General features: G+C 66.1%; 23 protein-coding genes. 13 read left to right on the top strand and 10 right to left on the bottom strand.

What is annotated here, in order from left to right:
* Positions 1–4: 4 nt before the first annotated feature.
* From CFB34_RS28915 to CFB34_RS28900, 4 genes are all read right to left on the bottom strand, one after another.
* A complete protein-coding gene (locus CFB34_RS28915; RefSeq protein WP_089440666.1) occupies positions 5–1024 on the bottom strand; it encodes an NAD(P)H-quinone oxidoreductase in 1020 nt (339 codons plus the stop codon).
* Between the two features lie 152 nt (positions 1025–1176).
* Positions 1177–3324 (bottom strand): polyribonucleotide nucleotidyltransferase, encoded by a 2148-nt coding sequence (gene pnp, locus CFB34_RS28910; protein ID WP_089440667.1) that lies wholly within the window; start codon positions 3322–3324, stop codon positions 1177–1179.
* A 290-nt stretch (positions 3325–3614) separates the two neighbouring features.
* Positions 3615–3884 (bottom strand): 30S ribosomal protein S15, encoded by a 270-nt coding sequence (gene rpsO, locus CFB34_RS28905; protein ID WP_006398792.1) that lies wholly within the window; start codon positions 3882–3884, stop codon positions 3615–3617.
* 107 nt (positions 3885–3991) lie between these two features.
* Positions 3992–5251: a branched-chain amino acid ABC transporter substrate-binding protein gene (locus tag CFB34_RS28900; protein ID WP_089440668.1), complete on the bottom strand. Its 1260-nt coding sequence runs from the start codon at positions 5249–5251 to the stop codon at positions 3992–3994.
* A 169-nt stretch (positions 5252–5420) separates the two neighbouring features.
* Between CFB34_RS28900 and CFB34_RS28895 the strand changes: the two genes are divergently transcribed.
* The 3 genes from CFB34_RS28895 to CFB34_RS28885 all read left to right on the top strand — a co-directional run bounded on the left by CFB34_RS28895 (position 5421) and on the right by CFB34_RS28885 (position 8545).
* Positions 5421–5933, top strand: coding sequence for a hypothetical protein (locus CFB34_RS28895; protein ID WP_069248473.1), 513 nt, complete (start codon positions 5421–5423; stop codon positions 5931–5933).
* Between the two features lie 382 nt (positions 5934–6315).
* A complete protein-coding gene (locus CFB34_RS28890; RefSeq protein WP_089440669.1) occupies positions 6316–6957 on the top strand; it encodes a carbonic anhydrase in 642 nt (213 codons plus the stop codon).
* A 37-nt stretch (positions 6958–6994) separates the two neighbouring features.
* Positions 6995–8545, top strand: coding sequence for a SulP family inorganic anion transporter (locus CFB34_RS28885; protein WP_089440670.1), 1551 nt, complete (start codon positions 6995–6997; stop codon positions 8543–8545).
* An 83-nt stretch (positions 8546–8628) separates the two neighbouring features.
* On the opposite strand, the gene CFB34_RS28880 is transcribed toward CFB34_RS28885, so the two are convergent.
* From CFB34_RS28880 to CFB34_RS28855, 6 genes are all read right to left on the bottom strand, one after another.
* Complete coding sequence (locus tag CFB34_RS28880; RefSeq protein ID WP_039370571.1) at positions 8629–10173, bottom strand: 2-isopropylmalate synthase; 1545 nt, start codon at positions 10171–10173, stop codon at positions 8629–8631.
* Positions 10174–10493: 320 nt separating this feature from the next.
* Positions 10494–11366: a CDP-diacylglycerol--serine O-phosphatidyltransferase gene (gene pssA / locus CFB34_RS28875; protein ID WP_069248477.1), complete on the bottom strand. Its 873-nt coding sequence runs from the start codon at positions 11364–11366 to the stop codon at positions 10494–10496.
* 15 nt (positions 11367–11381) lie between these two features.
* On the bottom strand, positions 11382–12026 hold the full coding sequence (locus tag CFB34_RS28870) for a phosphatidylserine decarboxylase (protein ID WP_089440671.1): 645 nt from the start codon (positions 12024–12026) through the stop codon (positions 11382–11384).
* A gap of 127 nt (positions 12027–12153) precedes the next feature.
* Positions 12154–13170, bottom strand: coding sequence for a ketol-acid reductoisomerase (gene ilvC / locus CFB34_RS28865; protein ID WP_039370562.1), 1017 nt, complete (start codon positions 13168–13170; stop codon positions 12154–12156).
* A 95-nt stretch (positions 13171–13265) separates the two neighbouring features.
* Positions 13266–13757: an acetolactate synthase small subunit gene (gene ilvN / locus CFB34_RS28860; protein ID WP_011352712.1), complete on the bottom strand. Its 492-nt coding sequence runs from the start codon at positions 13755–13757 to the stop codon at positions 13266–13268.
* A 112-nt stretch (positions 13758–13869) separates the two neighbouring features.
* A complete protein-coding gene (locus CFB34_RS28855; RefSeq protein WP_046544741.1) occupies positions 13870–15633 on the bottom strand; it encodes an acetolactate synthase 3 catalytic subunit in 1764 nt (587 codons plus the stop codon).
* A 354-nt stretch (positions 15634–15987) separates the two neighbouring features.
* Between CFB34_RS28855 and CFB34_RS28850 the strand changes: the two genes are divergently transcribed.
* The 10 genes from CFB34_RS28850 (at position 15988) to CFB34_RS28805 (ending at position 23370) form a co-directional block, all read left to right on the top strand.
* Positions 15988–16551: an RNA polymerase sigma factor gene (locus tag CFB34_RS28850; RefSeq protein ID WP_089425985.1), complete on the top strand. Its 564-nt coding sequence runs from the start codon at positions 15988–15990 to the stop codon at positions 16549–16551.
* Positions 16548–16973: a DUF3619 family protein gene (locus tag CFB34_RS28845; RefSeq protein WP_089440672.1), complete on the top strand. Its 426-nt coding sequence runs from the start codon at positions 16548–16550 to the stop codon at positions 16971–16973. The genes CFB34_RS28850 and CFB34_RS28845 overlap by 4 nt, the downstream gene beginning before the upstream one ends.
* A 26-nt stretch (positions 16974–16999) precedes the next feature.
* Positions 17000–17770, top strand: coding sequence for a DUF3106 domain-containing protein (locus tag CFB34_RS28840; RefSeq protein WP_089440673.1), 771 nt, complete (start codon positions 17000–17002; stop codon positions 17768–17770).
* Between the two features lie 6 nt (positions 17771–17776).
* Positions 17777–18283, top strand: coding sequence for an RDD family protein (locus tag CFB34_RS28835; RefSeq protein WP_089440674.1), 507 nt, complete (start codon positions 17777–17779; stop codon positions 18281–18283).
* Between the two features lie 225 nt (positions 18284–18508).
* A complete protein-coding gene (locus CFB34_RS28830; RefSeq protein ID WP_089440675.1) occupies positions 18509–19447 on the top strand; it encodes a UDP-2,3-diacylglucosamine diphosphatase in 939 nt (312 codons plus the stop codon).
* A 29-nt stretch (positions 19448–19476) separates the two neighbouring features.
* The gene (locus CFB34_RS28825) at positions 19477–20511 is read left to right on the top strand and encodes a glycosyltransferase family 1 protein (RefSeq protein WP_059531147.1); all 1035 of its coding nucleotides are present in this window, start codon (positions 19477–19479) and stop codon (positions 20509–20511) included.
* The gene (locus CFB34_RS28820) at positions 20508–21044 is read left to right on the top strand and encodes a diacylglycerol kinase (RefSeq protein ID WP_089425988.1); all 537 of its coding nucleotides are present in this window, start codon (positions 20508–20510) and stop codon (positions 21042–21044) included. The genes CFB34_RS28825 and CFB34_RS28820 overlap by 4 nt, the downstream gene beginning before the upstream one ends.
* Positions 21045–21249: 205 nt before the next feature.
* Positions 21250–22008 (top strand): TetR/AcrR family transcriptional regulator, encoded by a 759-nt coding sequence (locus tag CFB34_RS28815; protein WP_021161119.1) that lies wholly within the window; start codon positions 21250–21252, stop codon positions 22006–22008.
* On the top strand, positions 22005–22586 hold the full coding sequence (locus CFB34_RS28810) for a TIGR00730 family Rossman fold protein (protein WP_089440676.1): 582 nt from the start codon (positions 22005–22007) through the stop codon (positions 22584–22586). The genes CFB34_RS28815 and CFB34_RS28810 overlap by 4 nt, the downstream gene beginning before the upstream one ends.
* A 22-nt stretch (positions 22587–22608) precedes the next feature.
* Complete coding sequence (locus CFB34_RS28805; protein ID WP_089440677.1) at positions 22609–23370, top strand: SDR family oxidoreductase; 762 nt, start codon at positions 22609–22611, stop codon at positions 23368–23370.
* The last annotated feature ends 32 nt before the right edge of the window (positions 23371–23402 follow it).

Genomic DNA, 23402 nt, shown 5'->3' with positions numbered 1-23402 from the left:
GCCGTCAGGCGTTCGTACCCCAATCGAGCACGATCTTGCCGGTATGCTCGCTGCTTTCCATCAGCGCATGCGCCTGCGCGGCGTCCGCCGCCGGCAATACGCGATAGATCACCGGCTTGATGCGGCCGTCGGCAAGCAGCGGCCACACGCGCGCCTTCAACTGCGCGGCGATCTGCGCCTTGAATTCGACCGGACGCGGGCGCAGCGTCGAACCCGTGATGGTCAGCCGGCGACGCAGGATCTCGCTCAGGTTGACGTCGGCCTTCGCGCCGCCGAGCAGCGCGATCAGCACCAGACGGCCGCCATCCGCGAGCGCGGACAGTTCGCGCGGCACGTACGAGCCCGCCACCATGTCGAGGATCACGTCGACGCCGCGATCGTGCGTCAGCGACTTCACGACCTCGACGAAGTCTTCCGTCTTGTAGTTGATCGCACGCTCCGCGCCGAGCGCCTCGCACGCGCGGCACTTGTCGGCGGTGCCGGCCGTCGCGAACACGCGAAAGCCGAGCGCATGCGCGATCTGGATCGCCGTCACGCCGATGCCGCTCGAGCCGCCCTGCACGAGCAGCGTTTCGTGCTCGCCGCCCTCGCCCGCGCCGAGCTGCGCACGGTCGAACACGTTGCTCCACACCGTGAAAAACGTCTCGGGCAGCGACGCGGCCTCGATCTCGGTCAGCCCGCCGGGCACCGGCAGGCATTGCGGCAGCGGCGCGACCGCATATTCCGCATAGCCGCCACCCGCGAGCAGCGCGCACACGCGATCGCCGAGCTTCAGGCCGAACGGGTTCTGAGCAGCGTCGGACAGGTCGCCGCCGACGATCTCGCCCGCGACCTCGAGGCCCGGCAGATCCGACGCACCCGGCGGCGGCGCATAGGCGCCCTTGCGCTGGAACACGTCGGGCCGGTTCACGCCGGAAGCCGCCACCTTGATCAGCACTTCGCCGCGCTTCGGTTCGGGGCGCGGACGCTCCGCAAGCTTCAGCACGTCGGGGGCGCCGAACTCGGTGATTTCGATGGCTTTCATGGTGAGGGTCGCTCCAGGATCAGGATCGGAATCGGATGGTGCGCCCGCACGCGGCACGGGCGCCTTGCCGGCGCTGCTGCGCCGCACAACGATGCTACAGAAAAAACGGCCGGCACGCTTTCGCACTGCCGGCCGTTGGTCCGCCTATCCGCTTACTGCTGCGGCGGCGTGTCCGATTGCGACGCCGCCGCTGCTTCGTTCAGCAGCGCCTTTGCCGACAGACGCACACGACCCTTTTCGTCCGTCTGGATGACCTTGACCTTCACTTGCTGGCCTTCCTTCAGGTAGTCGTTGATGTCCTTCACACGCTCGTTGACGATTTCCGAGATGTGCAACAGGCCATCCTTGCCCGGCAGCAGGTTCACGATCGCGCCGAAATCGAGCAGCTTCAGAACCGTGCCTTCGTACACCTGGCCCACTTCGATCTCGGCCGTGATTTGCTCGATACGCTTCTTCGCTTCGGCCATGCCGTCGCTGTTCGTGCTCGCGATCGTCACGACGCCGTCGTCGGAGATGTCGATGGTCGTGCCGGTTTCTTCCGTCAGCGCGCGGATCACCGAACCGCCCTTGCCGATCACGTCGCGGATCTTTTCCGGGTTGATCTTGATCGTGATCATGCGCGGCGCGAATTCCGACAGTTGCGTGTTCGCACCCGAAACTGCCGACGTCATCTTGCCGAGGATGTGCATGCGGCCTTCCTTCGCCTGCGCGAGCGCGACCTGCATGATTTCCTTGGTGATGCCCTGGATCTTGATGTCCATCTGCAGCGCCGTCACGCCTTGCTCCGTGCCGGCCACCTTGAAGTCCATGTCGCCGAGGTGATCTTCGTCGCCGAGGATGTCGGTCAGCACCGCGAACTTGTTGCCTTCGAGGATCAGGCCCATCGCGATACCCGCGACGTGCGCCTTCATCGGCACGCCGGCATCCATCAGCGCGAGGCAGCCGCCGCACACCGATGCCATCGACGACGAACCGTTCGATTCGGTGATTTCCGACACGACGCGGATCGAGTAGCCGAATTCGTCGGCGCTCGGCAGGCACTTGACCAGTGCACGCTTCGCGAGGCGGCCGTGGCCGATTTCGCGGCGCTTCGGCGAGCCGACGCGGCCCGTTTCGCCGGTCGCGAACGGGGGCATGTTGTAGTGGAGCATGAAGCGCTCGCGGTACTCGCCTTCGAGCGCGTCGATGATCTGCTCGTCACCCTTCGTGCCGAGCGTCGCGACGACCAGCGCCTGCGTCTCGCCGCGCGTGAACAGCGCGGAGCCGTGGGTACGCGGCAGCACGCCGGTGCGGATTTCGATCGGGCGCACGGTGCGCGTGTCGCGGCCGTCGATGCGCGGCTCGCCGTTCAGGATCTGCGAACGGACGATCTTCGCTTCGATGTCGAACAGCACGTTGCCGACCGTTGCCTTGTCGGCTGCGACCGTACCGGCTGCCTGCGCATCTTCCTCGAGCTTCGCCGAGGTTGCCGCGTAGACTTCCTTCAGCTTGGTCGAGCGCGCCTGCTTGTCGCGGAGCTGGTAAGCAGCGAGCAGGTCGTTCTGTGCCAGCTCGGTCACGCGCGCGATCAGCGCTTCGTTCTTCGGCGCCGGCTGCCAGTCCCACTCGGGCTTGCCGCCTTCGCGGACCAGTTCGTGGATCGCGTCGATCGCGACCTGCATTTGCTCGTGGCCGAACACCACGGCGCCCAGCATCACTTCTTCCGACAGCTGGTCGGCTTCCGATTCGACCATCAGCACGGCACGTTCCGTACCTGCGACGACGAGGTCGAGACTCGACGCCTTGATCTGGTCACGCGTCGGGTTCAGCACGTACGCGTTGTCGATGTAGGCCACGCGTGCGGCACCGACCGGGCCGTTGAACGGCAGGCCCGACACGGCGAGCGCAGCCGATGCGCCGATCAGCGCGGGGATGTCAGCCGGGATTTCCGGGTTCACGGACAGCACGTGGATCACGACCTGGACTTCGTTGTAGAAGCCTTCCGGGAACAGCGGGCGCAGCGGACGGTCGATCAGGCGCGACGTCAGCGTCTCGTGCTCCGACGGACGGCCTTCGCGACGGAAAAAGCCGCCCGGGATCTTGCCGGCCGAGTAGGTCTTTTCGAGGTAGTCGACGGTCAGCGGGAAGAAATCCTGACCCGGCTTCGCCGACTTCGCGCCGACGACGGTTGCCAGCACGACGGTGTCTTCGACGTCGACGATCACGGCGCCGCTTGCCTGGCGAGCGACTTCACCGGTTTCGAGGCGCACCTTGTGCTGGCCCCACTGGAATTCCTTCACGACCTTGTTGAACATGGACATGGTTGCTCCTTTGAATTCATGCATTTCATTCGCCGCGCCGGCCATCCCGCGCGGCGGCGTCCCGACCGAATCACCCGGAGCAAGGTGTGTTTTTTATGCCATTCCAGCGCGGCGCTCATGCAGCGACGCGCTGGAATGACACAAATCCTGCCCCGGTATCAGTCGTTGCGGCAGCCCGGCACAACCGTGCCGGACAGCCTGCGGTGCGTGTGACGCTACGCACCGCGCAAAAACAAAATGCCTGTATCAGCGGACTGACACAGGCATCTTGCTGGCGGCAATCGCCTCGATTACTTACGCAGACCCAGCTTCTCGATCAGTGCGCGGTAACGGTCGGCATCCTTGCCCTTGAGGTAGTCGAGCAGCTTGCGACGGCGGCTCACCATGCGCAGCAGGCCGCGGCGGCTGTGGTGATCCTTCGCGTGGGTCTTGAAGTGACCCGTCAGTTCGACGATACGTGCGGTCAGCAGTGCGACCTGGACTTCGGGGCTTCCCGTGTCGTTGGTACCGCGGGCGAACTGAGCAACAACTTCCGACTTCTTGATATCTGCAACAGACATGTGATTTCCTTTCTAACTGAACAGGCGGACACGGAAGAATGGCCGTGCCGTGACTTACAACCGGCGCGCATTGTAGCACAACTCCGCGCCGTTCTTACCGCCTCCTGTCACGGGCGCGTCATCGAGCAGGCGGACGGCATCTCCGTGCGCGGCGCCGCCACCGCGAGCACCGTCCGGAAACCGTAGCCCGAGCCCTCGTTGTCGAAGCGCACGCCCGGCGTGCCGACCTTGTCCATCTCCATCACGTAAAGGGGCTGGATCAGCTGGTGATCCTGCGCGCGCATCCGCGACGCATGGAAGCCGTCGTCGAACGACAGGCCCTCGAGCGCCCGTGCGACCGCGACGGGGTCCGCGGAACCCGCGCGGTTCATCGCGGCGGCCAGCATCTCGATCATCAGGCTCATCCGTCGCACCGGATAGTCGTCCTGGGCGGCCGGAAAACGGCTCCGGAACGCGCGGTAGAACGCATCCGATTTCGCGCCGCCCGCGTTCGGGTGCCAGTCCGCCACGGCCACGACCCGCCCGACACCGGCATCGCCAAGCGCCGCCGGCGCGCCGAGGCTGTTGCCGTAGAAGGTATAGAACTTCGCATTCAGCCCCTGCTCGCGCGCCGCCTTCACGAGCAGCGTGAGGTCGTTGCCCCAGTTGCCGGTCACGACGGCGTCGGCGCCGCTCGCACGGATCTTCGCGATGTACGGCGAGAAATCCTTGATCCGGCCGATCGGGTGGAATTCGTCGCCGGCGATCGTCACGTCCGGGCGCCGCGCAGCCAGCGCCTGCCGGGCGAGCGTGCTGACGTCGCGGCCGAAGCTGTAGTCCTGGTTGAGCAGGTAGACCTTGTGGAGCGCGCGGTCGCGCGCCATCACGTCCGCGAGCGCGGCCATCCGCATGCCCGCGTGCGCATCGAAACGGAAATGCCAGAAGCTGCAGCGCGCGCCGGTCAGCGCCGGATCGTCGGCCGAATAGTTGAGGAACAGCATCCGGCTGTCCGGATCGCGCGCGTTCAGCTTGTCGAGCGCCGCGACGAGCGCGGCGGCGACGGCCGAACTGTTGCCCTGCGCGACGAACCCGATATGGCGGTCCGCGGCCGCGCGCAACTGCACGAGCGCCTCCTCGGGGCTGCCCTTGCTGTCGAGCACGACGAGTTCGAGCGGATGCGCGCCGTCGCGCAGCTTCACGCCGCCCGCCGCGTTGACCTGCTCGACGCCGAAGCGCAGGTTGCGCTCGACCGCCGCGCCCGCATTCGCGAACGGGCCCGACATCCCCTCGATCAGCGCGATCCGCACCGGCTCGCCGCCGGCAAACGCAGACGACACCAGCATCCACCCCGCGCTCAACGCGAGCGCGCACCGCTTCCACCCCTGCATCGGCCACCTGCCCTTCAATCTGCCCGAGAAGCGCGGATCATAGGCCGGCGCCCCCGCCGCCCGCAAGCGTGACCGCGGCGGCGATCCGTACCGATTTTTTCCGCACGATGCGCGGTCGCGCGCCGTCCGTGATAAAACGGGACTTGTTTCCGTGTTCTGGAGAATCCCCATGCGCATTCGCATTTCCGCGCGCCTGCCGGTGCTGGTCGCCAGCGCCGCCGCGCTGCTGGCCGGTTGCGCGCAACCGTGGCAGCAATACCAGGCCGGCCAGGACGAGTCGGCGATCGTCGCACGCATGGGCCCGCCGCGCGAGATCTACGACCTGCCCGGCGGCGGCAAGCGCCTGATGTGGCCGACCCAGCCGATGGGCGAAATCACCATCGCGGCCGACGTCGACGCGGCCCACAAGATCGTCAACGTGCGCCAGGTCCTGCAGCCGAACGAGTTCTATCGCGCAGAGATCGGCAAGTGGACGAAGACCGACGTCCTCGTGAACTTCGGACGCCCCGTCGAGACGTCCTACTTCCCGCTGATGAAGCGCGAGGTGTGGACTTACCGGTATCTCGAGGACAACGTCTGGTACATGATGTACAGCTTCTACTTCGATCCTCAGGGCATCCTGCGCATCACGCAGAAAACGCCCGACCCGCTGCACGACCCCGACCGCCGCAACCTGTTCTGACCGATTACGCATTTACGCGCAATTTTCAGCGTGGCCATTCACGAATCATTGCGTGAATGGCCATTTCCTTTTTTCCGCCTCCTGATTAATTCCGAAAATGCGACGGAAATCTTTTCCGATCGATGACATTTCGATGGCACCTCGCTGACATCCCCGTCATGCGGGCCTCTGCGCGAAAACAGGCTTACGCAGCGCAGGTCATGCGGCGAATTGGTGCACGCAATGCACTACGCCAACTCAATTTGAAACAAATTGTTTCAACACCCCCGAAGTGCTAGGGCATACCCCTAATATCAGTCGAAAACCAACCTTTCAGTTTAGAAAGAATGCCATTGCGACATTTTTGCCGATATTCGTTTGCCTTTATCAGAAAGGAGTCCTCATGAATCGCCCCAAGAGCATGCTGGTTGCCAACATCGCCTGGGCCCGCGAAACGCGTGAATACACGCCCGGCTTCTTCGACGCGCTCGCGCGCGGCCAGAATCCGCGCGTGCTGTGGATCGGCTGCGCCGACAGCCGCGTGCCGGCCGAGACCATCACGCACTGCGCGCCCGGCGAGCTGTTCGTCCATCGCAACATCGCGAACCTGTTCCATCCCGACGACGACAATTCCGCCAGCGTCCTCGAGTACGCGGTGCGCGTGCTGCAGGTCGACCACGTGATCGTGTGCGGGCACTACGGATGCGGCGGCGTACGCGCGTCGCTGCTGCCGCCGCCGTCCGACCTGCCGCACGTCGCGCGCCGCATCGCGCCACTCTGCGCGCTCGCGCGGCGCCATCGCGACACACTGGACGGGCTGGACGACGCGGCCGCCGCCGACCGCCTCGCCGAACTCAACGTGCTCGAACAGGTGAGGCTGCTGCGCGCGTCCCCGATCGTGCTGGGCCGCGAGCGGCCACCGCTCGTGCACGGCTGGATCTTTTCGCTCGTCGACGGCCGACTGCAGGAACTCGATTCCGGCTACACCACGTCGCCCGCCGACGTCGAACCCGTGCAGGCCGCGACGGCCGGCGCGCTCGGCTGACCTACCCCGCCCCCAAGCCAATGAAATCGCCCCAACCATGAAACTGAACGAGCGCCTGTCCACCCTGCCGCGCGACATCGTCGCCGGCGTCGTCGTTTTCCTCGTCGCGCTGCCGCTGTGTCTCGGCATCGCCAATGCATCCGGCGTCGAACCGTTCGCCGGGCTCGTGTCCGGGATCGTCGGCGGCATCGTCGTCGCGCTGCTGAGCGGCTCCTCGCTGTCCGTCAGCGGGCCGGCCGCCGGCCTCGTCGTGATCGTCGTCGAAGGCATCGCGCAACTCGGCAGCTTCTCCGCGTTCCTGCTCGCGGTGCTGCTGTCCGGCGTCCTGCAGTTCGGGTTCGGCATGCTGCGCGCCGGCCGCTTCGCCGCCTATGTGCCGTCGTCCGTCATCAAGGGCATGCTCGCCGCGATTGGCCTGCTGCTGATCGTGAAGCAGATTCCGTTCGCCTTCGGCATCGGCGGCTCGGCGGCGCAATCGTTTGCGAATTGGCCGGGCCTGCCGGTCGCGTGGGCCGCGACGGCCGTCGCATTCGCCTCGCTCGCGCTGCTGGTCGCGTGGGACACGCCCGCGCTGCGCCGCTTCGCGCTGGTGCGTTTGGTGCCGGCCCCGCTCGCGGTGGTCGTGCTGGGTATCGGCGCCACGCTCGTGCTGAGCGTCGTCGCGCCGTCAGTGGCGCCGGGCGCCGCCCATCGCGTGACGCTGCCCGAACTCGGATCGTTCGCGGCCTTCGCGGCGTCGCTCAAGCATGCGGAGCTCGGCCCGAACTTCGCGCAGCTCGTCAATCCTGACGTGTGGCGGGTCGCGATCACGCTCGCGGTCGTCGCGAGCCTCGAGACGCTGCTGAGCCTCGAAGCCGTCGAGCAGATCGATCCGAAGCGCCGGCCGACCCAACCCGATCGTGAACTCAAGGCCCAGGGCGTCGGCAATCTCGTCGCGGGCGCGGTCGGCGGGCTGCCGATCACGTCGGTGATCGTGCGCAGCTCGGTAAACGTCAATGCGGGCGCGCAAAGCCGGATGTCGGCGATCGTGCACGGGGTGCTGCTGCTCGCGAGCGTGTTCGCGCTCACGGGCCTGATCAACCTGATCCCGCTCGCGAGCCTGGCCGCGATCCTGATCCACACCGGCTTCAAGCTCGCGAAGCCGGCGCTGTTCCGCTCGGTGATGAAACAGGGTCCGGCCGCATTCGTGCCGTTCGCCGCGACGATTGCCGGCGTGCTCGCGGTCGACCTGCTGTTCGGCATCGCGCTCGGCCTCGCGTGCAGCGTGCTGGCGGTCGCCGTCGCGAACCTGAAGAGCCCCGTCACGCTCGCGCAGCACGACGACCACTTCCTGCTGTCGTTCCGCAAGGACGTGTCGTTTCTCGGCAAGGTGCAGGTCAAGCATCACCTGCGGCACATTCCCGACCGGGCCGCGGTGATCATCGACGCGACGCGCGCCGACTATATCGATCACGACGTGCTCGAACTGCTCGATGCGTTCGTCGCCGATGCGCCGCGACGCGGGATCGCGGTCGAGTTCCGGCGGCGCAGCCCGGCGCCGCGTACGGCCGCGCGCCGCTGGCTGTTCCGTGCGCCGGCCGCCGAATGAGCAGTGGATGAGCGGGTAAATGAAAAACGCCCCGGCGGCACAGGGCCGCACGGGGCGTGTCGGTGACGCGCGGCGCGCTGCGCTTATGCGCGCTGCGGATTGACCTTGTCGTCCTTCGAATGCAGCTTGTTCAGTGCGGAGATGTACGCCTTCGCGGATGCGGCGACGATGTCCGGATCGGTGCCGACGCCGTTGACGATCCGCCCGCTCTTCGACAGCCGGACGGTCACTTCGCCCTGCGCCTGCGTGCCGGTCGTGATCGCGTTCACCGAGTACAGCAGCAGCTCGGAACCGCTGCCGACTTCGCCCTCGATCGCATTGAACGTCGCATCGACCGGGCCGTTGCCGCGCGCTTCACCGGTCACTTCCTTGCCTTCGACCGCGAACACGATTTTCGCCTGCGGTTGCTCGCCCGTCTCCGAACGCTGCGACAGCGACACGAACTTGAAGTGCTCCTGCTCGTGCGCGAGCGCCGATTCCTCGGACACGATCGCGATGATGTCTTCGTCGAAGATCTCGGCCTTGCGGTCGGCCAGATCCTTGAAGCGCATGAACGCGGCATTGAGTTCGCTCTCGCTGTCGAGCGCCACGCCGAGCTCCTGCAGGCGCTGCTTGAACGCGTTACGACCCGACAGCTTGCCGAGCACGATCTTGTTCGCGGTCCAGCCCACGTCTTCCGCGCGCATGATCTCGTAGGTGTCGCGCGCCTTCAGCACGCCGTCCTGGTGGATGCCCGACGCATGCGCGAACGCGTTCGCGCCGACCACCGCCTTGTTCGGCTGCACGACGAAACCGGTGATCTGCGACACGAGCTTCGACGTCGGTACGATCTGCGTCGTGTCGATGCCGACGTCGAGGCCGAAGTAGTCCTTGCGGGTCTTCACGGCCATCACGATTTCTTCGAGCGACGTGTTGCCCGCGCGCTCGCCGAGGCCGTTGATCGTGCACTCGATCTGGCGCGCACCGCCGATCTTCACGCCGGCGAGCGAGTTCGCCACCGCCATCCCGAGGTCGTTGTGGCAATGCACCGAGAAGATCGCCTTGTCCGAGTTCGGAATGCGCTCCCGCAGCGTCTTCACGAGGTTGCCGTACAGCTCCGGCACGCCGTAGCCGACCGTGTCGGCGATGTTGATCGTCGTCGCGCCTTCCGCGATCACGGCTTCCAGCACACGGCACAGGAAGTCGAGATCCGAGCGGCTGCCGTCTTCCGGCGAGAATTCGACGTTGTCGGTGAACTTGCGCGCGAAACGCACCGCGAGACGCGCCTGCTCGAACACCTGGTCGGGCGTCATCCGCAGCTTCTTCTCCATGTGCAGCGGCGACGTCGCGATGAACGTGTGGATCCGCGCGCTGTTGGCCGGCTTCAGCGCGTCAGCGGCGCGCTGGATGTCCTTGTCGTTGGCGCGCGCCAGCGAGCAGATCGTGCTGTCCTTCACGAGACCGGCGATCGTGTGGATCGCGTCGAAATCGCCGTTCGAGCTGGCCGCGAAGCCGGCCTCGATCACGTCGACCTTCATCCGCTCGAGGTGCTTCGCGATGCGGATTTTCTCTTCCTTCGTCATCGACGCACCGGGCGATTGTTCGCCGTCGCGCAACGTCGTATCGAAAATGATCAGCTTGTCTGTCATGGGGGGCTCCAGGGGCTCTTTATACGGAAGTCAAACGTAACGAGATCGCGCCACCGCTGGCGACGCTCGACAACAGACGAAGCTTGACGGGGGGCGAGAACGGTCAGCGCGGCAGGCGCGCCGAAGCTAGCGCGCGTAGCGGCGCACCGGCTAGAAGGAGGGAGAGGCGGGAAAATGCAGTCATGCCGAAGACTATAGCGGCATTCCGTTGGGTGCGCAATCGGACGCCACCCGGGGTTTCCGGCCGCACGGGCCGAACCAGGGACATATGAAAACGGCGACCCTGAGGCCGCCGTTTTCGGGCAAGGCACGCGCATGCGTCAGTGATCGCGCTGCGACGAGCGCGCCGGATTCGCGCGCCCGCGGATGGCCATGTAGCCCCAGAACACGTAGCCGGACAACCCGTACAGCACGAACAGGCAGAACAGCATCAGCGGCGGATCGGACGACACGAGCACGAACGCGACGACGACCAGCAGGATCGCCGCGAACGGCACGCGGTGCCGCACGTCGAGCGCCTTGCCGCTGTAGAACGGCGCGTTCGACACCATCGTCACGCCCGCGTAGATCGTCAGCACGAACGCGACCCACGGCAACCAGCCGAGCTTCATCGGCACGCGGTTGTCGGTGGCGAGCCACACGAAGCCCGCGATCAGCGCTGCCGCGGCCGGGCTCGGCAGCCCCTGGAAGAAGCGCTTGTCGACGACGCCGATGTTCGTATTGAAGCGCGCGAGGCGCAGCGCGGCGCCCGAGCAGTACACGAACGCGGCGAGCCAGCCCCAGCGGCCGAGATCCTTCAGCACCCACTCGTACATCACGAGCGCGGGCGCGACGCCGAACGACACCATGTCCGACAGGCTGTCGAACTGCTCGCCGAACGCGCTCTGCGTATGCGTCATGCGTGCCACGCGCCCGTCCATCCCGTCGAGCACCATCGCGACGAAAATCGCGATCGCGGCGATCTCGAAGCGCACGTTCATCGCCTGCACGACCGCGAAGAAGCCGCAGAACAGCGCGGCGGTCGTGAATGCGTTCGGTAGCAGGTAGATACCGCGCGTCTTCAGGAACCGCTGGCGCGCGGCACGGCGGCTCTCGATGGGCACCGGATCCTGTGCCATCACCTTGTTGCGCCGGAACGGACGTGGCGTCTGGCCGGCGCCGTTGCGCGGCCGACGCGGTTTGAATGCGGCCATGGTGCGCCCCGCCGCTTACTGTTCGAGTTCGGCGAGGATCGTCGACGACGCGTAGACCTTCTCGCCGATCGACACCTTCGCGCGGCTGCCGAGCGGCAGGTACACGTCGACGCGCGAACCGAAGCGGATGAAACCGTAGCGCTGGCCGCGCGACAGCGGTTCGCCCGCGCGCACGTAGCAGAGGATCCGGCGTGCGACGAGGCCGGCGATCTGCACGGCGGTCACGGTCTTGCCGCTCGCCGTCTGGATCACGACCGCATTACGCTCGTTCTCGGTCGACGCCTTGTCGATCGCCGCGTTCAGGAACGCGCCCGGGAAGTATTCGACCTTGGAGATCGCACCATCGACCGGCGAACGCTGCGAATGGACGTTGAAGACATTCATGAACACGCTGATCTTCAGCGCTTCGCGGTTCGCGTACGGATCCTGCGTGGTCTCGACCGCGACGATGCGGCCGTCCGCCGGGCACAGCACCGCGTTCGGTTGCGCCGGGATCGGGCGCTGCGGGTCGCGGAAGAACTGGACGACGAAGACGAGCAGCAGCCAGAACGGCCACGCGAAGCCGAAGCCCCCGACAGCATGGATCAACAGCGCGACGACGGCTGCAATCGCGATGAACGGCCAGCCTTCGCGCGCGATGATCGGATGAGGATAGTTCATGGATTCGTTCTGTGTTCGGTGAATTGCAAAGCCCGTAGGATAGCAAAAGCCGCCCGGGGCACTGCTGCCTTCGGGCGGCTTTTTGGTACCGGCCCTCTATTCGAGGGGCCGGATCAGCACGCGGTGCTTAGTTCTTCGACTGGTCGACGAGCTTGTTCTTCGCGATCCACGGCATCATCGCGCGCAGTTTCGAGCCGACTTGCTCGATCTGGTGCTCGGCCGTCAGGCGGCGGCGCGACTGCAGCGTCGGTGCGCCTGCCTTGTTCTCGAGAATGAAGCTCTTCGCGTACTCGCCCGTCTGGATGTCGGTCAGGCACTGCTTCATCGCCTTCTTCGTCTCTTCCGTGACGATGCGCGGGCCCGTCACGTACTCGCCGTACTCGGCGTTGTTCGAGATCGAGTAGTTCATGTTCGCGATGCCGCCTTCGTAGATCAGGTCGACGATCAGCTTCAGTTCGTGCAGGCACTCGAAGTACGCCATTTCCGGCGCGTAGCCCGCTTCGACCAGCGTCTCGAAGCCGGCCTTGATCAGCTCGACGGTACCGCCGCACAGCACGGCCTGCTCGCCGAACAGGTCGGTTTCGGTTTCTTCACGGAAGTTGGTTTCGATGATGCCCGCACGGCCGCCGCCGTTCGCTGCCGCGTACGACAGCGCGATGTCGCGTGCCGCGCCCGACTTGTTCTGCGCAACCGCGATCAGGTGCGGCACGCCGCCACCTTGCGAGTACGTGCCGCGAACCGTGTGGCCCGGTGCCTTCGGCGCGATCATGATCACGTCGAGGTCGGCGCGCGGGATCACCGCGCCGTAGTGGACGTTGAAGCCGTGCGCGAATGCCAGCGCCGCACCCTGCTTGATGTTCGCGTGGACTTCCTTCGCGTACACGTCGGCGATCTGCTCGTCCGGCAGCAGCATCATCACGACGTCGGCGCTCTTCACCGCTTCCGCGACTTCCTTGACCGACAGGCCTGCGTTTTCGGCCTTGCTCCACGACGCGCCGCCCTTGCGCAGGCCGACCGTCACGTTCACGCCGCTGTCCTTCAGGTTCAGCGCGTGTGCATGGCCTTGCGAGCCGTAGCCGATGATCGTGACTTGCTTGCCCTTGATGAGGGAGAGGTCAGCGTCTTTGTCGTAGAAAACGTTCATGATGGTTCCTTCGCTAATTCAAAAATTCAACAATTCGTTCGGATGGAGTACTGCGGGCCGGGACATGACGGCGCACCCGGCGTGCCTGTCTGGCATCACACCTTCAGGATGCGCTCGCCGCGTCCGATGCCGGAGCTGCCGGTGCGCACGGTCTCTAGGATCGCGCCCGCGTCCAGCCCCTGGATGAATGCGTCGAGCTTGTCGCTCGCGCCCGTCAATTCGATCGTGTAGGTCTTTTCGGTCACGTCGATGATGCGGCCGCGGAAAATGTCCGCCATCCGCTTCATTTCTTCGCGCTCCTTGCCCACTGCACGTACCTTGATCAGCATCAGCTCGCGTTCGATGTGTGCACCGTCGGTCAGGTCCACCACTTTCACCACCTCGATCAGGCGGTTCAGATGCTTCGTGATCTGTTCGATCACGTCGTCGGAGCCAATGGAAACGATGGTGAGCCGCGACAGCGATTGGTCTTCGGTCGGCGCCACCGTCAAGGTTTCGATGTTGTAGCCGCGTGCGGAAAACAGACCGACCACGCGCGACAGCGCGCCCGGTTCGTTCTCCAGCAGGACGGAAATGATGTGTCTCATGTTCGCTTCTTCCAGAATGTGTCCGTGTCGATTCACTCGCGCCGCGCGCTGCCGCGTGCCGCGCCGCCCTTCGTGAAGGCGGCCGCATCGGGCTCAGGCGCGCGTCGCGCCGTTACAGATCTTCCGATCCGAGCAGCATCTCGGTGATGCCCTTGCCGGCCTGTACCATCGGCCAGACGTTTTCGGTCGGATCGGTCTGGAAATCGAGAAACACGGTGCGGTCCTTCAGGCGCAACGCTTCCTTCAGCGCCGGCTCCACATCCGAGGTCTTTTCGATCCGCATGCCGACATGGCCGTACGCTTCGGCGAGCTTCACGAAATCAGGCAGCGCATCCATGTACGAATGCGAATAGCGCTTGCTGTATTCGATCTGCTGCCACTGGCGAACCATGCCGAGATAGCGGTTGTTCAGCGAAATGATCTTCACGGGCGTGTCGTACTGCAGGCAGGTCGACAGTTCCTGGATGCACATCTGGATCGAGCCTTCGCCCGTGATGCACAGCACGTCGTCGTCCGGGTGCGCCATCTTGACGCCCATCGCTGCCGGCAGGCCGAAGCCCATCGTGCCGAGGCCGCCGGAGTTGATCCAGCGACGCGGCTTGTTGAAACGGTAGAACTGCGCCGCCCACATCTGGTGCTGGCCGACGTCCGAGCACACGAACGCATTGCCGTCCGTCAGCTCCCAGGCCTTCTCGACCACGTACTGCGGCTTGATGATCTCGCTCTCGCGGTCGTACTTCAGGCAATCCTTCGAGCGCCAGCCCTCGATGTCCTTCCACCATTGCGCGAGCGCCTCGGTGTCGGGGCCATGCTCGGCCGTCTGCAGCTGCTCGATCAGCTCCTTCAGCACTTCCTTCACGTCGCCGACGATCGGGATGTCGACCTTCACACGCTTCGAGATCGACGACGGGTCGATGTCGATGTGGATGATCTTGCGCGGACGCGACGCGAAGTGCGCCGGGTCGCCGATCACGCGGTCGTCGAAGCGGGCGCCGATCGCGATCAGCACGTCGCAGTGCTGCATCGCCATGTTCGCTTCGTAGGTGCCGTGCATGCCAAGCATGCCGAGGAATTTCTTGTCCGACGCGCGATAGCCGCCGAGGCCCATCAGCGTGTTCGTGACCGGGTAGCCGAGCAGGTCCGCGAACTGGTTCAGTTCGCGCGACGCGTCGGCGAGGATGATGCCGCCACCCGTGTAGATGTACGGACGCTTCGCCGTCAGCAGCAGCGACACGGCCTTGCGGATCTGGCCCGAATGGCCCTTCGTGACCGGGTTGTACGAACGCAGCGACACGCTCTTGACGGGCTCGTATTCGCACGGCGTCTTCGAGATGTCCTTCGGGATGTCGATCAGCACCGGGCCCGGACGGCCGGTGCGGGCGATATAGAACGCCTTCTTGACGGTTTCCGCGAGGTCGCGCACGTCCTTCACGAGGAAGTTGTGCTTCACGCACGGACGCGTGATGCCGACGGTGTCGCACTCCTGGAAGGCATCCTGGCCGATCGCGGCCGTGGGCACCTGGCCGCTGATCACGACCATCGGGATCGAATCCATGTACGCCGTGGCGATGCCGGTCACCGCGTTGGTGACACCGGGGCCCGACGTCACGAGACAGACGCCGACATTACCGGTGGAACGCGCATACGCATCGGCTGCGTGCACGGCCGCCTGTTCGTGGCGCACCAGCACGTGCTGAATCTTGTCCTGCTTGTAAAGCTCGTCGTAGATGTAGAGTACCGAGCCGCCGGGGTAGCCCCAGATGAATTCGACGTTTTCATCGGCCAGTGCCTTCATGAGCACGGTACCGCCGATGGAGTCGCTATCGGGAGGGGAAAGGGGTTCCGACGTGGAGAATTCCGCGCTGGGCATGTTCATTTTGACCTTTCGAATTTTCGGCAAAAAATTGATCGGGTGCTCTCTGCCGGGCTTGTGGCTCGGGTTCAAGCGGCGCGTCCAGTTTGAAGGGCAGGCTTCTTGGGCCAGCCTCAAATGAGACCATCACTTCATGTTGCGAATCATTGACGATAGCGGGTCGCGAGGGGGTCGTCAAGCAAAATATCCCGCAGCGCATCATGGGCGCCGCCCGGCACCCGCCGCCGCGGCTCGCGCGCAACGTGCGGCGCCCAACCCGGTGCCAAGCGGCGCGAAAATTTGATAGCATCCGCGGGTTTTACGAAATTTTTCGCCCTTTTACACCACGCAGCGGCCCGCAGCGCATACCTTCACGGAATGGCATCAGACAAGGAACTCGCCGACTTTCTGGCGGGCGTCGAAAGGCGCGCGTTCAAGCAGGCTGCGTACGCCGTGCGTGACGACGATGCGTCGCTCGACATCGTGCAGGACGCGATGATCAAGCTTGCGGAGAAGTACGGCGACCGGCCGGCGGCCGAGTTGCCGCTGCTTTTTCAGCGGATCCTGCAGAACGCGATCCACGACTGGTTCCGCCGACAGAAAGTCCGCAACACGTGGGTCACGCTCTTCTCGTCGCTGAACAGCAGCGACGACGACGATTTCGACCCGCTCGAAACACTCGAATCCGCGGACGACAACGCGGGCGTCGAAAGCAGCGAGCACCGCCTCGAACGAGAGCAGGTTCTGGCCCTGATCGACGAAGAAATCCAGAAGCTTCCGGCGCGTCAACGGGAAGCGTTCCTGATGCGTTATTGGGAAGATATGGATGTCGCCGAGACTGCCGCCGCAATGGGGTGCTCCGAGGGCAGCGTGAAGACGCACTGCTCACGGGCCACCCACACGCTGGCGCACGCGCTCAAGGCCAAAGGAATCACGCTATGAGCTCCGCTCCCGCAAATCGAGAACCCGAATTCGCGTTGAAGGTGCGCCGCGCGCTGGACGAGTGCGCGGCCGACCTGCCTGCCGCGACCACCGACCGTCTGGCCGTCGCCCGCCGGGCTGCGCTCGCGCGCAAGAAGCCCGAAGCCGCGACCGTGCCGGTGTTCGTGCCGGCCTTCGCCGGCGCGGCCGGTGCGTACGGCACGGCGCCCGCGAGCCGCCCGCAGGCGTCGTTCGCGCGCCGCCTGCTGCGCGCGTGGCCGCTGGCCCTGCTGCTCGCCGGGCTCGTCGGCATCGCCTACTGGGAAGACATGCAGCGCACCGCCGAGCTCGCCGACATCGACGCGGCGATGCTCAGCGACGACCTGCCGCTCAACGCGTATCTCGACCACGGGTTCAACGCGTATCTGTCGCGCGCTCACTAACAGACAATAACGAGGGGATCGCACGGGTGAGTCAGAAGCGCGGCCTGGCCGTATTTTTCGGATGCGTAATCGCGATCGCCGTTTCCTACGTCGCCACTTACCCACGATTCCACCCGGCCCCCGCGACGACCGCCGCCGCGGTCAGCAGCCCTGCCGCGCCCGCATCGGCCGCGACCGGGCTGAGCACCGAACTCCCCCCGCTACCGCTGCCCCTGCCCCTGCCCCTGCCGGCCGCTACCGGCCCGTTGTCGTGGGCGCGCCTCACGCCGGCGCAGCACGCGGCGCTCGCGCCGTTCGCCGACCAGTGGGACGGTTTCAGCGATGCCCGCAAGCGCAAATGGCTGAAGATCGCATCGCGTTTCGCGAAGTTGACGCCCGATGACCAAAAGCGCCTGCAGGACCGGATGACCGAATGGGCCAAGATGACGCCCGAGCAGCGCCGCGTCGCGCGCGAGAACTACCAGAGTGCGAAGGAGCTTTCCGCGCAGGCGCGCGAGCGGGCGTGGAAGGCATACCAGCAACTCCCGGAAGAGCAGAAGGAACGTCTTGCGGCCGCCGAGCGCCGCCGCCGGCCGAGCGTCGTCAGTGCGCCGCCGACCGTCGCCGACCGGGACGTGCGCCGTCTCGTCAATTCGCACGAACACCCGGCAAGCGGCCCGGCCACCGCACCGGCGCCCGTCTCGGCCGCCGTCGCGCCGCCGGTACCCGCATCGTCGACGGCCGGCACCGCATCCGCGCCGGCCGCCGTCGCGCCGGTGTCGCCCGCCGACGCGCCCTCGCTGTTCAAGGGCTCCTGAGCGCCCGTGACGAACGCCCCCGCACCTGAAACCCCGGCCGCCGCGCCGTCCGTGCGGCGGCGTCTCGCCGCACTGCTCTACGAAGGCGTGCTGCTGTTCGGCGTGGTGTTCTTCGCCGGGCTCGCGTTCAGCCTCGCAACGCAGCAACGCAACGGCCTCGTCCATCACAACCTGCTCGCCGCGTGGATCGCGCTCGTGGTCGGCGCGTACTTCGTCTGGTTCTGGACCCATGGCGGCCAGACGCTGCCGATGAAGACCTGGCGGCTGCGGCTCGAATCGTCGAGCGGCCGGCCGCTGAGCGCGGGCCACGCGCTCGTCCGCTATGCGCTCGGCTGGCTGTGGTTCCTGCCGCCGCTCGCGCTGCATCCGCTCCTCGGCCTGTCGGTCCCCGTCACGCTCGCGCTCACCGCCGCATGGATCGCCGTCTGGGCCGGCGCCGCGCGGCTGCATGCCGGGCGCCAGTTTCCGCACGACCGGATCGCCCGCACGCGCGTCGTCGCGCTACCACGCTGACGCACCGCATTCGCCTGACGAAAACACCTCCCCGACGCGACTTCCGCCCGGCCCGGCAGCCTTGCCCGACAATGGCCAGCCGTTCCGTACGGCACATTACGCAACGCCCCGCCATTCACTGCTAAACACCCTACAGGGGGCGTAATAAGAACGTCTCGTGACTGTCATGGCACAGTCACGCCCGCATGGCGGAATGCCGGTAATGTCAACCGGCGCGAGTCATGCATGGGCCAGAAATCGTCCGCGACCTCCCTGTTCCGTCACCCCATCGGCGCCCGCGCCGCCACAGCTTTCCTGTCCGGTTCTGCCGCAACCGACGGGCTGGTGTCGCAAGACCCGCCTGCCGGGCACGCCACGCAGCATGACGACCCCGACTCGTCGGCCCACCGCTACCGCACCATCTGGCTGTCCGACATCCACCTCGGCTCGAGCGGGTGCCAGGCGCCGTACCTGCTCGACTTCCTGCGCCACAACGATTCGGAGTACCTGTACCTCGTCGGCGACATCATCGACGGCTGGCAGTTGAAGAAGGGCTGGTACTGGCCGCAGGCGCACAACGACGTCGTGCAGAAGATCCTGCGCAAGGCACGCAAGGGGACGCAGGTCGTCTACATCCCCGGCAACCACGACGAAGGCGCGCGGCAGTTCTGCGATCTCGCGTTCGGCGACATCCAGGTGCGCGGCGAGGCGTTCCACACGACGCTCGCGGGCAAACGTTTGTGGATCGTGCACGGCGACCTGTTCGACGGCGTGATCCAGCACGCGAAATGGCTCGCGTACCTCGGCGACACGCTCTACACGCTGATCCTCGTGCTGAACCGCTGGTTCAACCGGATCCGCAGCCGGCTCGGCTTCCAGTACTGGTCGCTGTCGCAGTACCTGAAGCACCAGGTCAAGAACGCCGTCAACTTCATCTCCCAGTTCGAGACCGTGATGACCGACGAGGCGCGCCGCCGCGGCTGCGACGGCGTCGTGTGCGGCCACATCCACAAGGCAGAGATCCGCGACATCGACGGCGTGCTGTACTGCAACGACGGCGACTGGGTCGAAAGCCTGTCCGCGCTCGTCGAAACGATGGAAGGCGAACTGAAGATCGTCTACTGGACGGTGATGCGCACCGCACCGACGGAGACCACGTCGCGCAAGGCCAAGGCCACTGCCTGACACACCCCTACTTACAGGACAAAGCCGCGATGAAGATCATGATCGTCACCGACGCGTGGGAACCGCAGGTCAACGGCGTCGTGCGCACGCTGAAGAGCACGTCGCGCGAACTCACCGCGCTCGGCCACCGCGTCGAACTGCTGACGCCGCTGGAATTCCGTACGGTGCCCTGCCCGACCTACCCGGAGATCCGCCTGTCGATCCTGCCGTACCGCAAGCTGCGCGCGCGAATCGACGCGTTCGCCCCCGACGCGCTGCACATCGCGACCGAAGGCCCGCTCGGCCTCGCCGCGCGACGCTACGCGCGTTCGCGCAAGCTGCCGTACACAACCGCATATCACACGCGCTTTCCGGAATACGTGCAGGCGCGCTTCGGCATCCCGCTCGCCGCGACCTACCGCTTCCTGCACTGGTTCCACGGCCCGTCGCTCGCGGTGATGGCGCCGACGCCGGTCGTCAAGCAGGACCTGGAGAAATTCGGCTTCACGAACGTCGTGCTGTGGACGCGCGGCGTCGATCTCGACGTGTTCCGACCGATGGAATCGAAGGTGCTCAATACCGCGCGGCCGATCTTCCTGTACGTGGGCCGCGTCGCGATCGAGAAGAACGTCGAGGCATTCCTGCGCCTCGACCTGCCCGGCTCGAAGTGGGTCGCGGGCGAAGGCCCCGCGCTCGCGGAGCTGAAGTCGCGCTATCCGGAAGCCAACTATCTCGGCGTGCTGTCACAGGCCGAGCTCGCCAAGGTGTATGCTGCGGCCGACGTGTTCGTGTTCCCGAGTCGCACCGACACGTTCGGCCTCGTGCTGCTCGAGGCGCTCGCCTGCGGCACGCCGGTAGCCGCGTATCCCGTGACGGGCCCGATCGACGTGCTCGGCGAAGGCGACGCCGGCGCAATGCACGAAGACCTGCAGGAAGCCTGCCTCGAGGCGCTGAAGATCGAACGCACCACTGCGCGCGCGTGGGCCGAACGCTTCTCGTGGCGCGCGGCATCCGAGCAGTTCGCGTCCCATCTGAAGCCGCTGCCGAAGACCGCGTACTCGCCAGCAGAAGGTGCCGCCGTTTGAAACGAGACCTGAACGACAAAATCCCGCCCCCCGACGCAACGCCGCAACGGCATCGCCCGTTCGACGAGGAAGAGCCGCCTGCCGACGCGGACGTGCACGCGCACGAGCCGCTCGGCCCCGACGATCGGCTCGCGCCGCTGCCGCCGAACCCGTACAAGCGCCATCGCGGCATCACGCGCGCCTGGTACGCCCTCAAGCATTCGCTGAACGGCTTTCGCGTGGCGATCCGCGAGGAGAGCGCGTTTCGCCAGGAGCTCACGCTCGCTGCGCTGATGCTCCCGATCGGCGCGTTCGCACCGGTGCCGGCGGCATCGCGTGCGCTGCTGATCGCGTCGGTGCTGCTCGTGCTGATCGTCGAGCTGCTGAACTCGAGCGTCGAGGCCGCGATCGACCGCATCTCGCTCGAGCGTCACGAACTCTCGAAGCGCGCGAAGGATCTCGGCAGCGCAGCCGTGACCGTCGCGTTGTTCGCGTGCGTGACGACGTGGGGCTTCGTGCTCGGCCCCGTCGTCGCACGCTGGCTCGGCTTCTAGACGGCTGCCCCGCGGATACCTGGCACACCGCCCGCGTGCGGCGCTGCACCATGCGCCGCGCGGGGCGGCGATCACGAAATGCCCCGATGTGGCGAAACCGCGGTTTATAATCGTCCGCTAGACATAGAACAGCAACCCGCGCCGGACGAATCACGCAGCATCGATTGCAGCGCCCGCCAGTCCGGCACACACAGGGCCGGACGACATGGAAGCGAAACCTCCCCGCCGCACCCGCGAACGGATTCTCGAGTTGTCGTTGAAACTCTTCAACGAGATCGGCGAGCCGAACGTCACGACCACGACGATCGCCGAGGAAATGGAAATCAGTCCAGGCAACCTGTACTACCATTTCCGCAACAAGGACGACATCATCAACAGCATCTTCGCGCAGTTCGAGCAGCAGATCGAACGGCGGCTGCGCTTTCCCGAAGATCACCGTCCGACGATCGACGAAACCTGGTCGTACCTGCAGTACATGGCCGATTTCATGTGGACCTACCGGTTCCTGTATCGCGACCTCAACGACCTGCTCGCCCGCAACCGCACGCTCGAGACGCACTTCAAGCAGATCATCAGCCACAAGGTGCGCTTCGCGCGCGACATGTGCGAGCTGCTCGTGTCCGACGCCGAGATGGTCGCGACGCCCGCCGAGATCGAGGTCATCGCCACCAACATGGCCGTCATTTCGACGTACTGGCTGTCGTATCAGTACGTGATGCATCCGCGCAAATACAACGACCAGGACGCGATCCGCGAGGAACTGCACCAGGTCAGCATGCACGTGATCTCCGTGATGGCACCGTACCTGCGCGGCCGTTCGCGCCAGCTGTTCGACGACCTGGTCTCCGGCAAGCTGCCGAAGCGCCAGTTCACCGACTACCTGCCGCCGCGCGACGGTTCGCCGCGGCCCGCCGACAGCCCCGTCGTCACCGGGCAGGCACCCGCCAAGGACTCCAAGCAATGAAGGCTGTTTGTGTTTACTGCGGCTCGTCGTCCGGCGTGCGGCCCGTCTATGCCGACGCCGCGCGCGCATTCGGCCGCGCGCTCGTCGATGCGGGCCTCACGCTCGTCTACGGCGGCGGCCGGGTCGGCCTGATGGGCGTGATCGCCGACGAAGTGATGGCGGCCGGCGGCCGTGCGGTCGGCGTGATCCCTGAACTGCTCGTCGACAAGGAAGTCGGCCATACGGGGCTGTCGGAACTGCACGTCGTGCCCGACATGCACCACCGCAAGAAAATGATGGCCGATCTCTCCGACGCGTTCGTCGCGATGCCCGGCGGCGCCGGCACGCTCGAGGAGCTCTTCGAGGTCTACACGTGGGCGCAGCTCGGCTATCACCGCAAGCCCGTCGCGGTCTACAACATCGATTCGTTCTACGATCCGCTGATTGCGCTGCTGCGTCATACGGTCGACGAGGGCTTCATGCGGCCGGCCTATTTCGACGCACTGTGCGTCGAGTCGGAACCCGTCGCGCTGATCGAGCGGCTGCGCCGCTACCAGCCGCCCGCTCGCGACAAGTGGGCGCCCGACGCGGCCAAGTAACCGTCATCGGGACCCGCACGCGATGACCGCATCGTCCGATCGCAAGGCCGTTCTCATCACCGGCGCGAGCCGCGGCATCGGCCGCGCGACCGCCGTGCTCGCGGCCGAGCGCGGCTGGGACGTCGGCATCAACTACGCGCGCGACGCGGCGGCGGCCGAACTCACCGCGCAGGCCGTCCGCGACGCGGGCGGCCGCGCGTGCGTGGTCGCGGGCGACGTCGCGAACGAAGCCGACGTCATCACGATGTTCGACACCGTCACGGCCGCATTCGGCCGCCTCGACGCGCTCGTCAACAACGCGGGCATCGTCGCGCCGTCGATGCCGCTCGCCGACATGCCGGCCGACCGGCTGCGGCGGATGTTCGACACCAACGTGCTCGGCGCGTATCTGTGTGCGCGCGAGGCCGCGCGCCGGCTCGCCACCGACCGCGGCGGCCGCGGTGGCGCGATCGTCAACGTCTCGTCGATCGCCTCCCGGCTCGGCTCGCCGAACGAGTACGTCGACTATGCGGGGTCGAAAGGCGCGGTCGACTCGCTGACGATCGGTCTCGCGAAGGAACTCGGCCCGTACGGCGTGCGCGTCAACGCGGTCCGTCCCGGCCTGATCGAGACCGACATTCACGCGAGCGGCGGCCAGCCCGGCCGTGCGGCCCGCCTCGGCGCCACGACGCCGCTCGGCCGCGCGGGCGAAGCGCGGGAGATCGCCGAAGCGATCGTCTGGCTGCTCGGCGACGCGGCGTCCTACACGACGGGCGCCCTGCTCGACGTCGGCGGCGGCCGGTAATTCCGCACTGCGGCGCATCAAAAACCGCCGTC

It is taken from the genome of Burkholderia sp. HI4860, from assembly GCF_002223045.2.
Taxonomy (GTDB): domain Bacteria; phylum Pseudomonadota; class Gammaproteobacteria; order Burkholderiales; family Burkholderiaceae; genus Burkholderia.
Note: the sequence above shows the minus strand (reverse complement) of the source record. Positions and strands in the feature narration are given on the sequence as shown.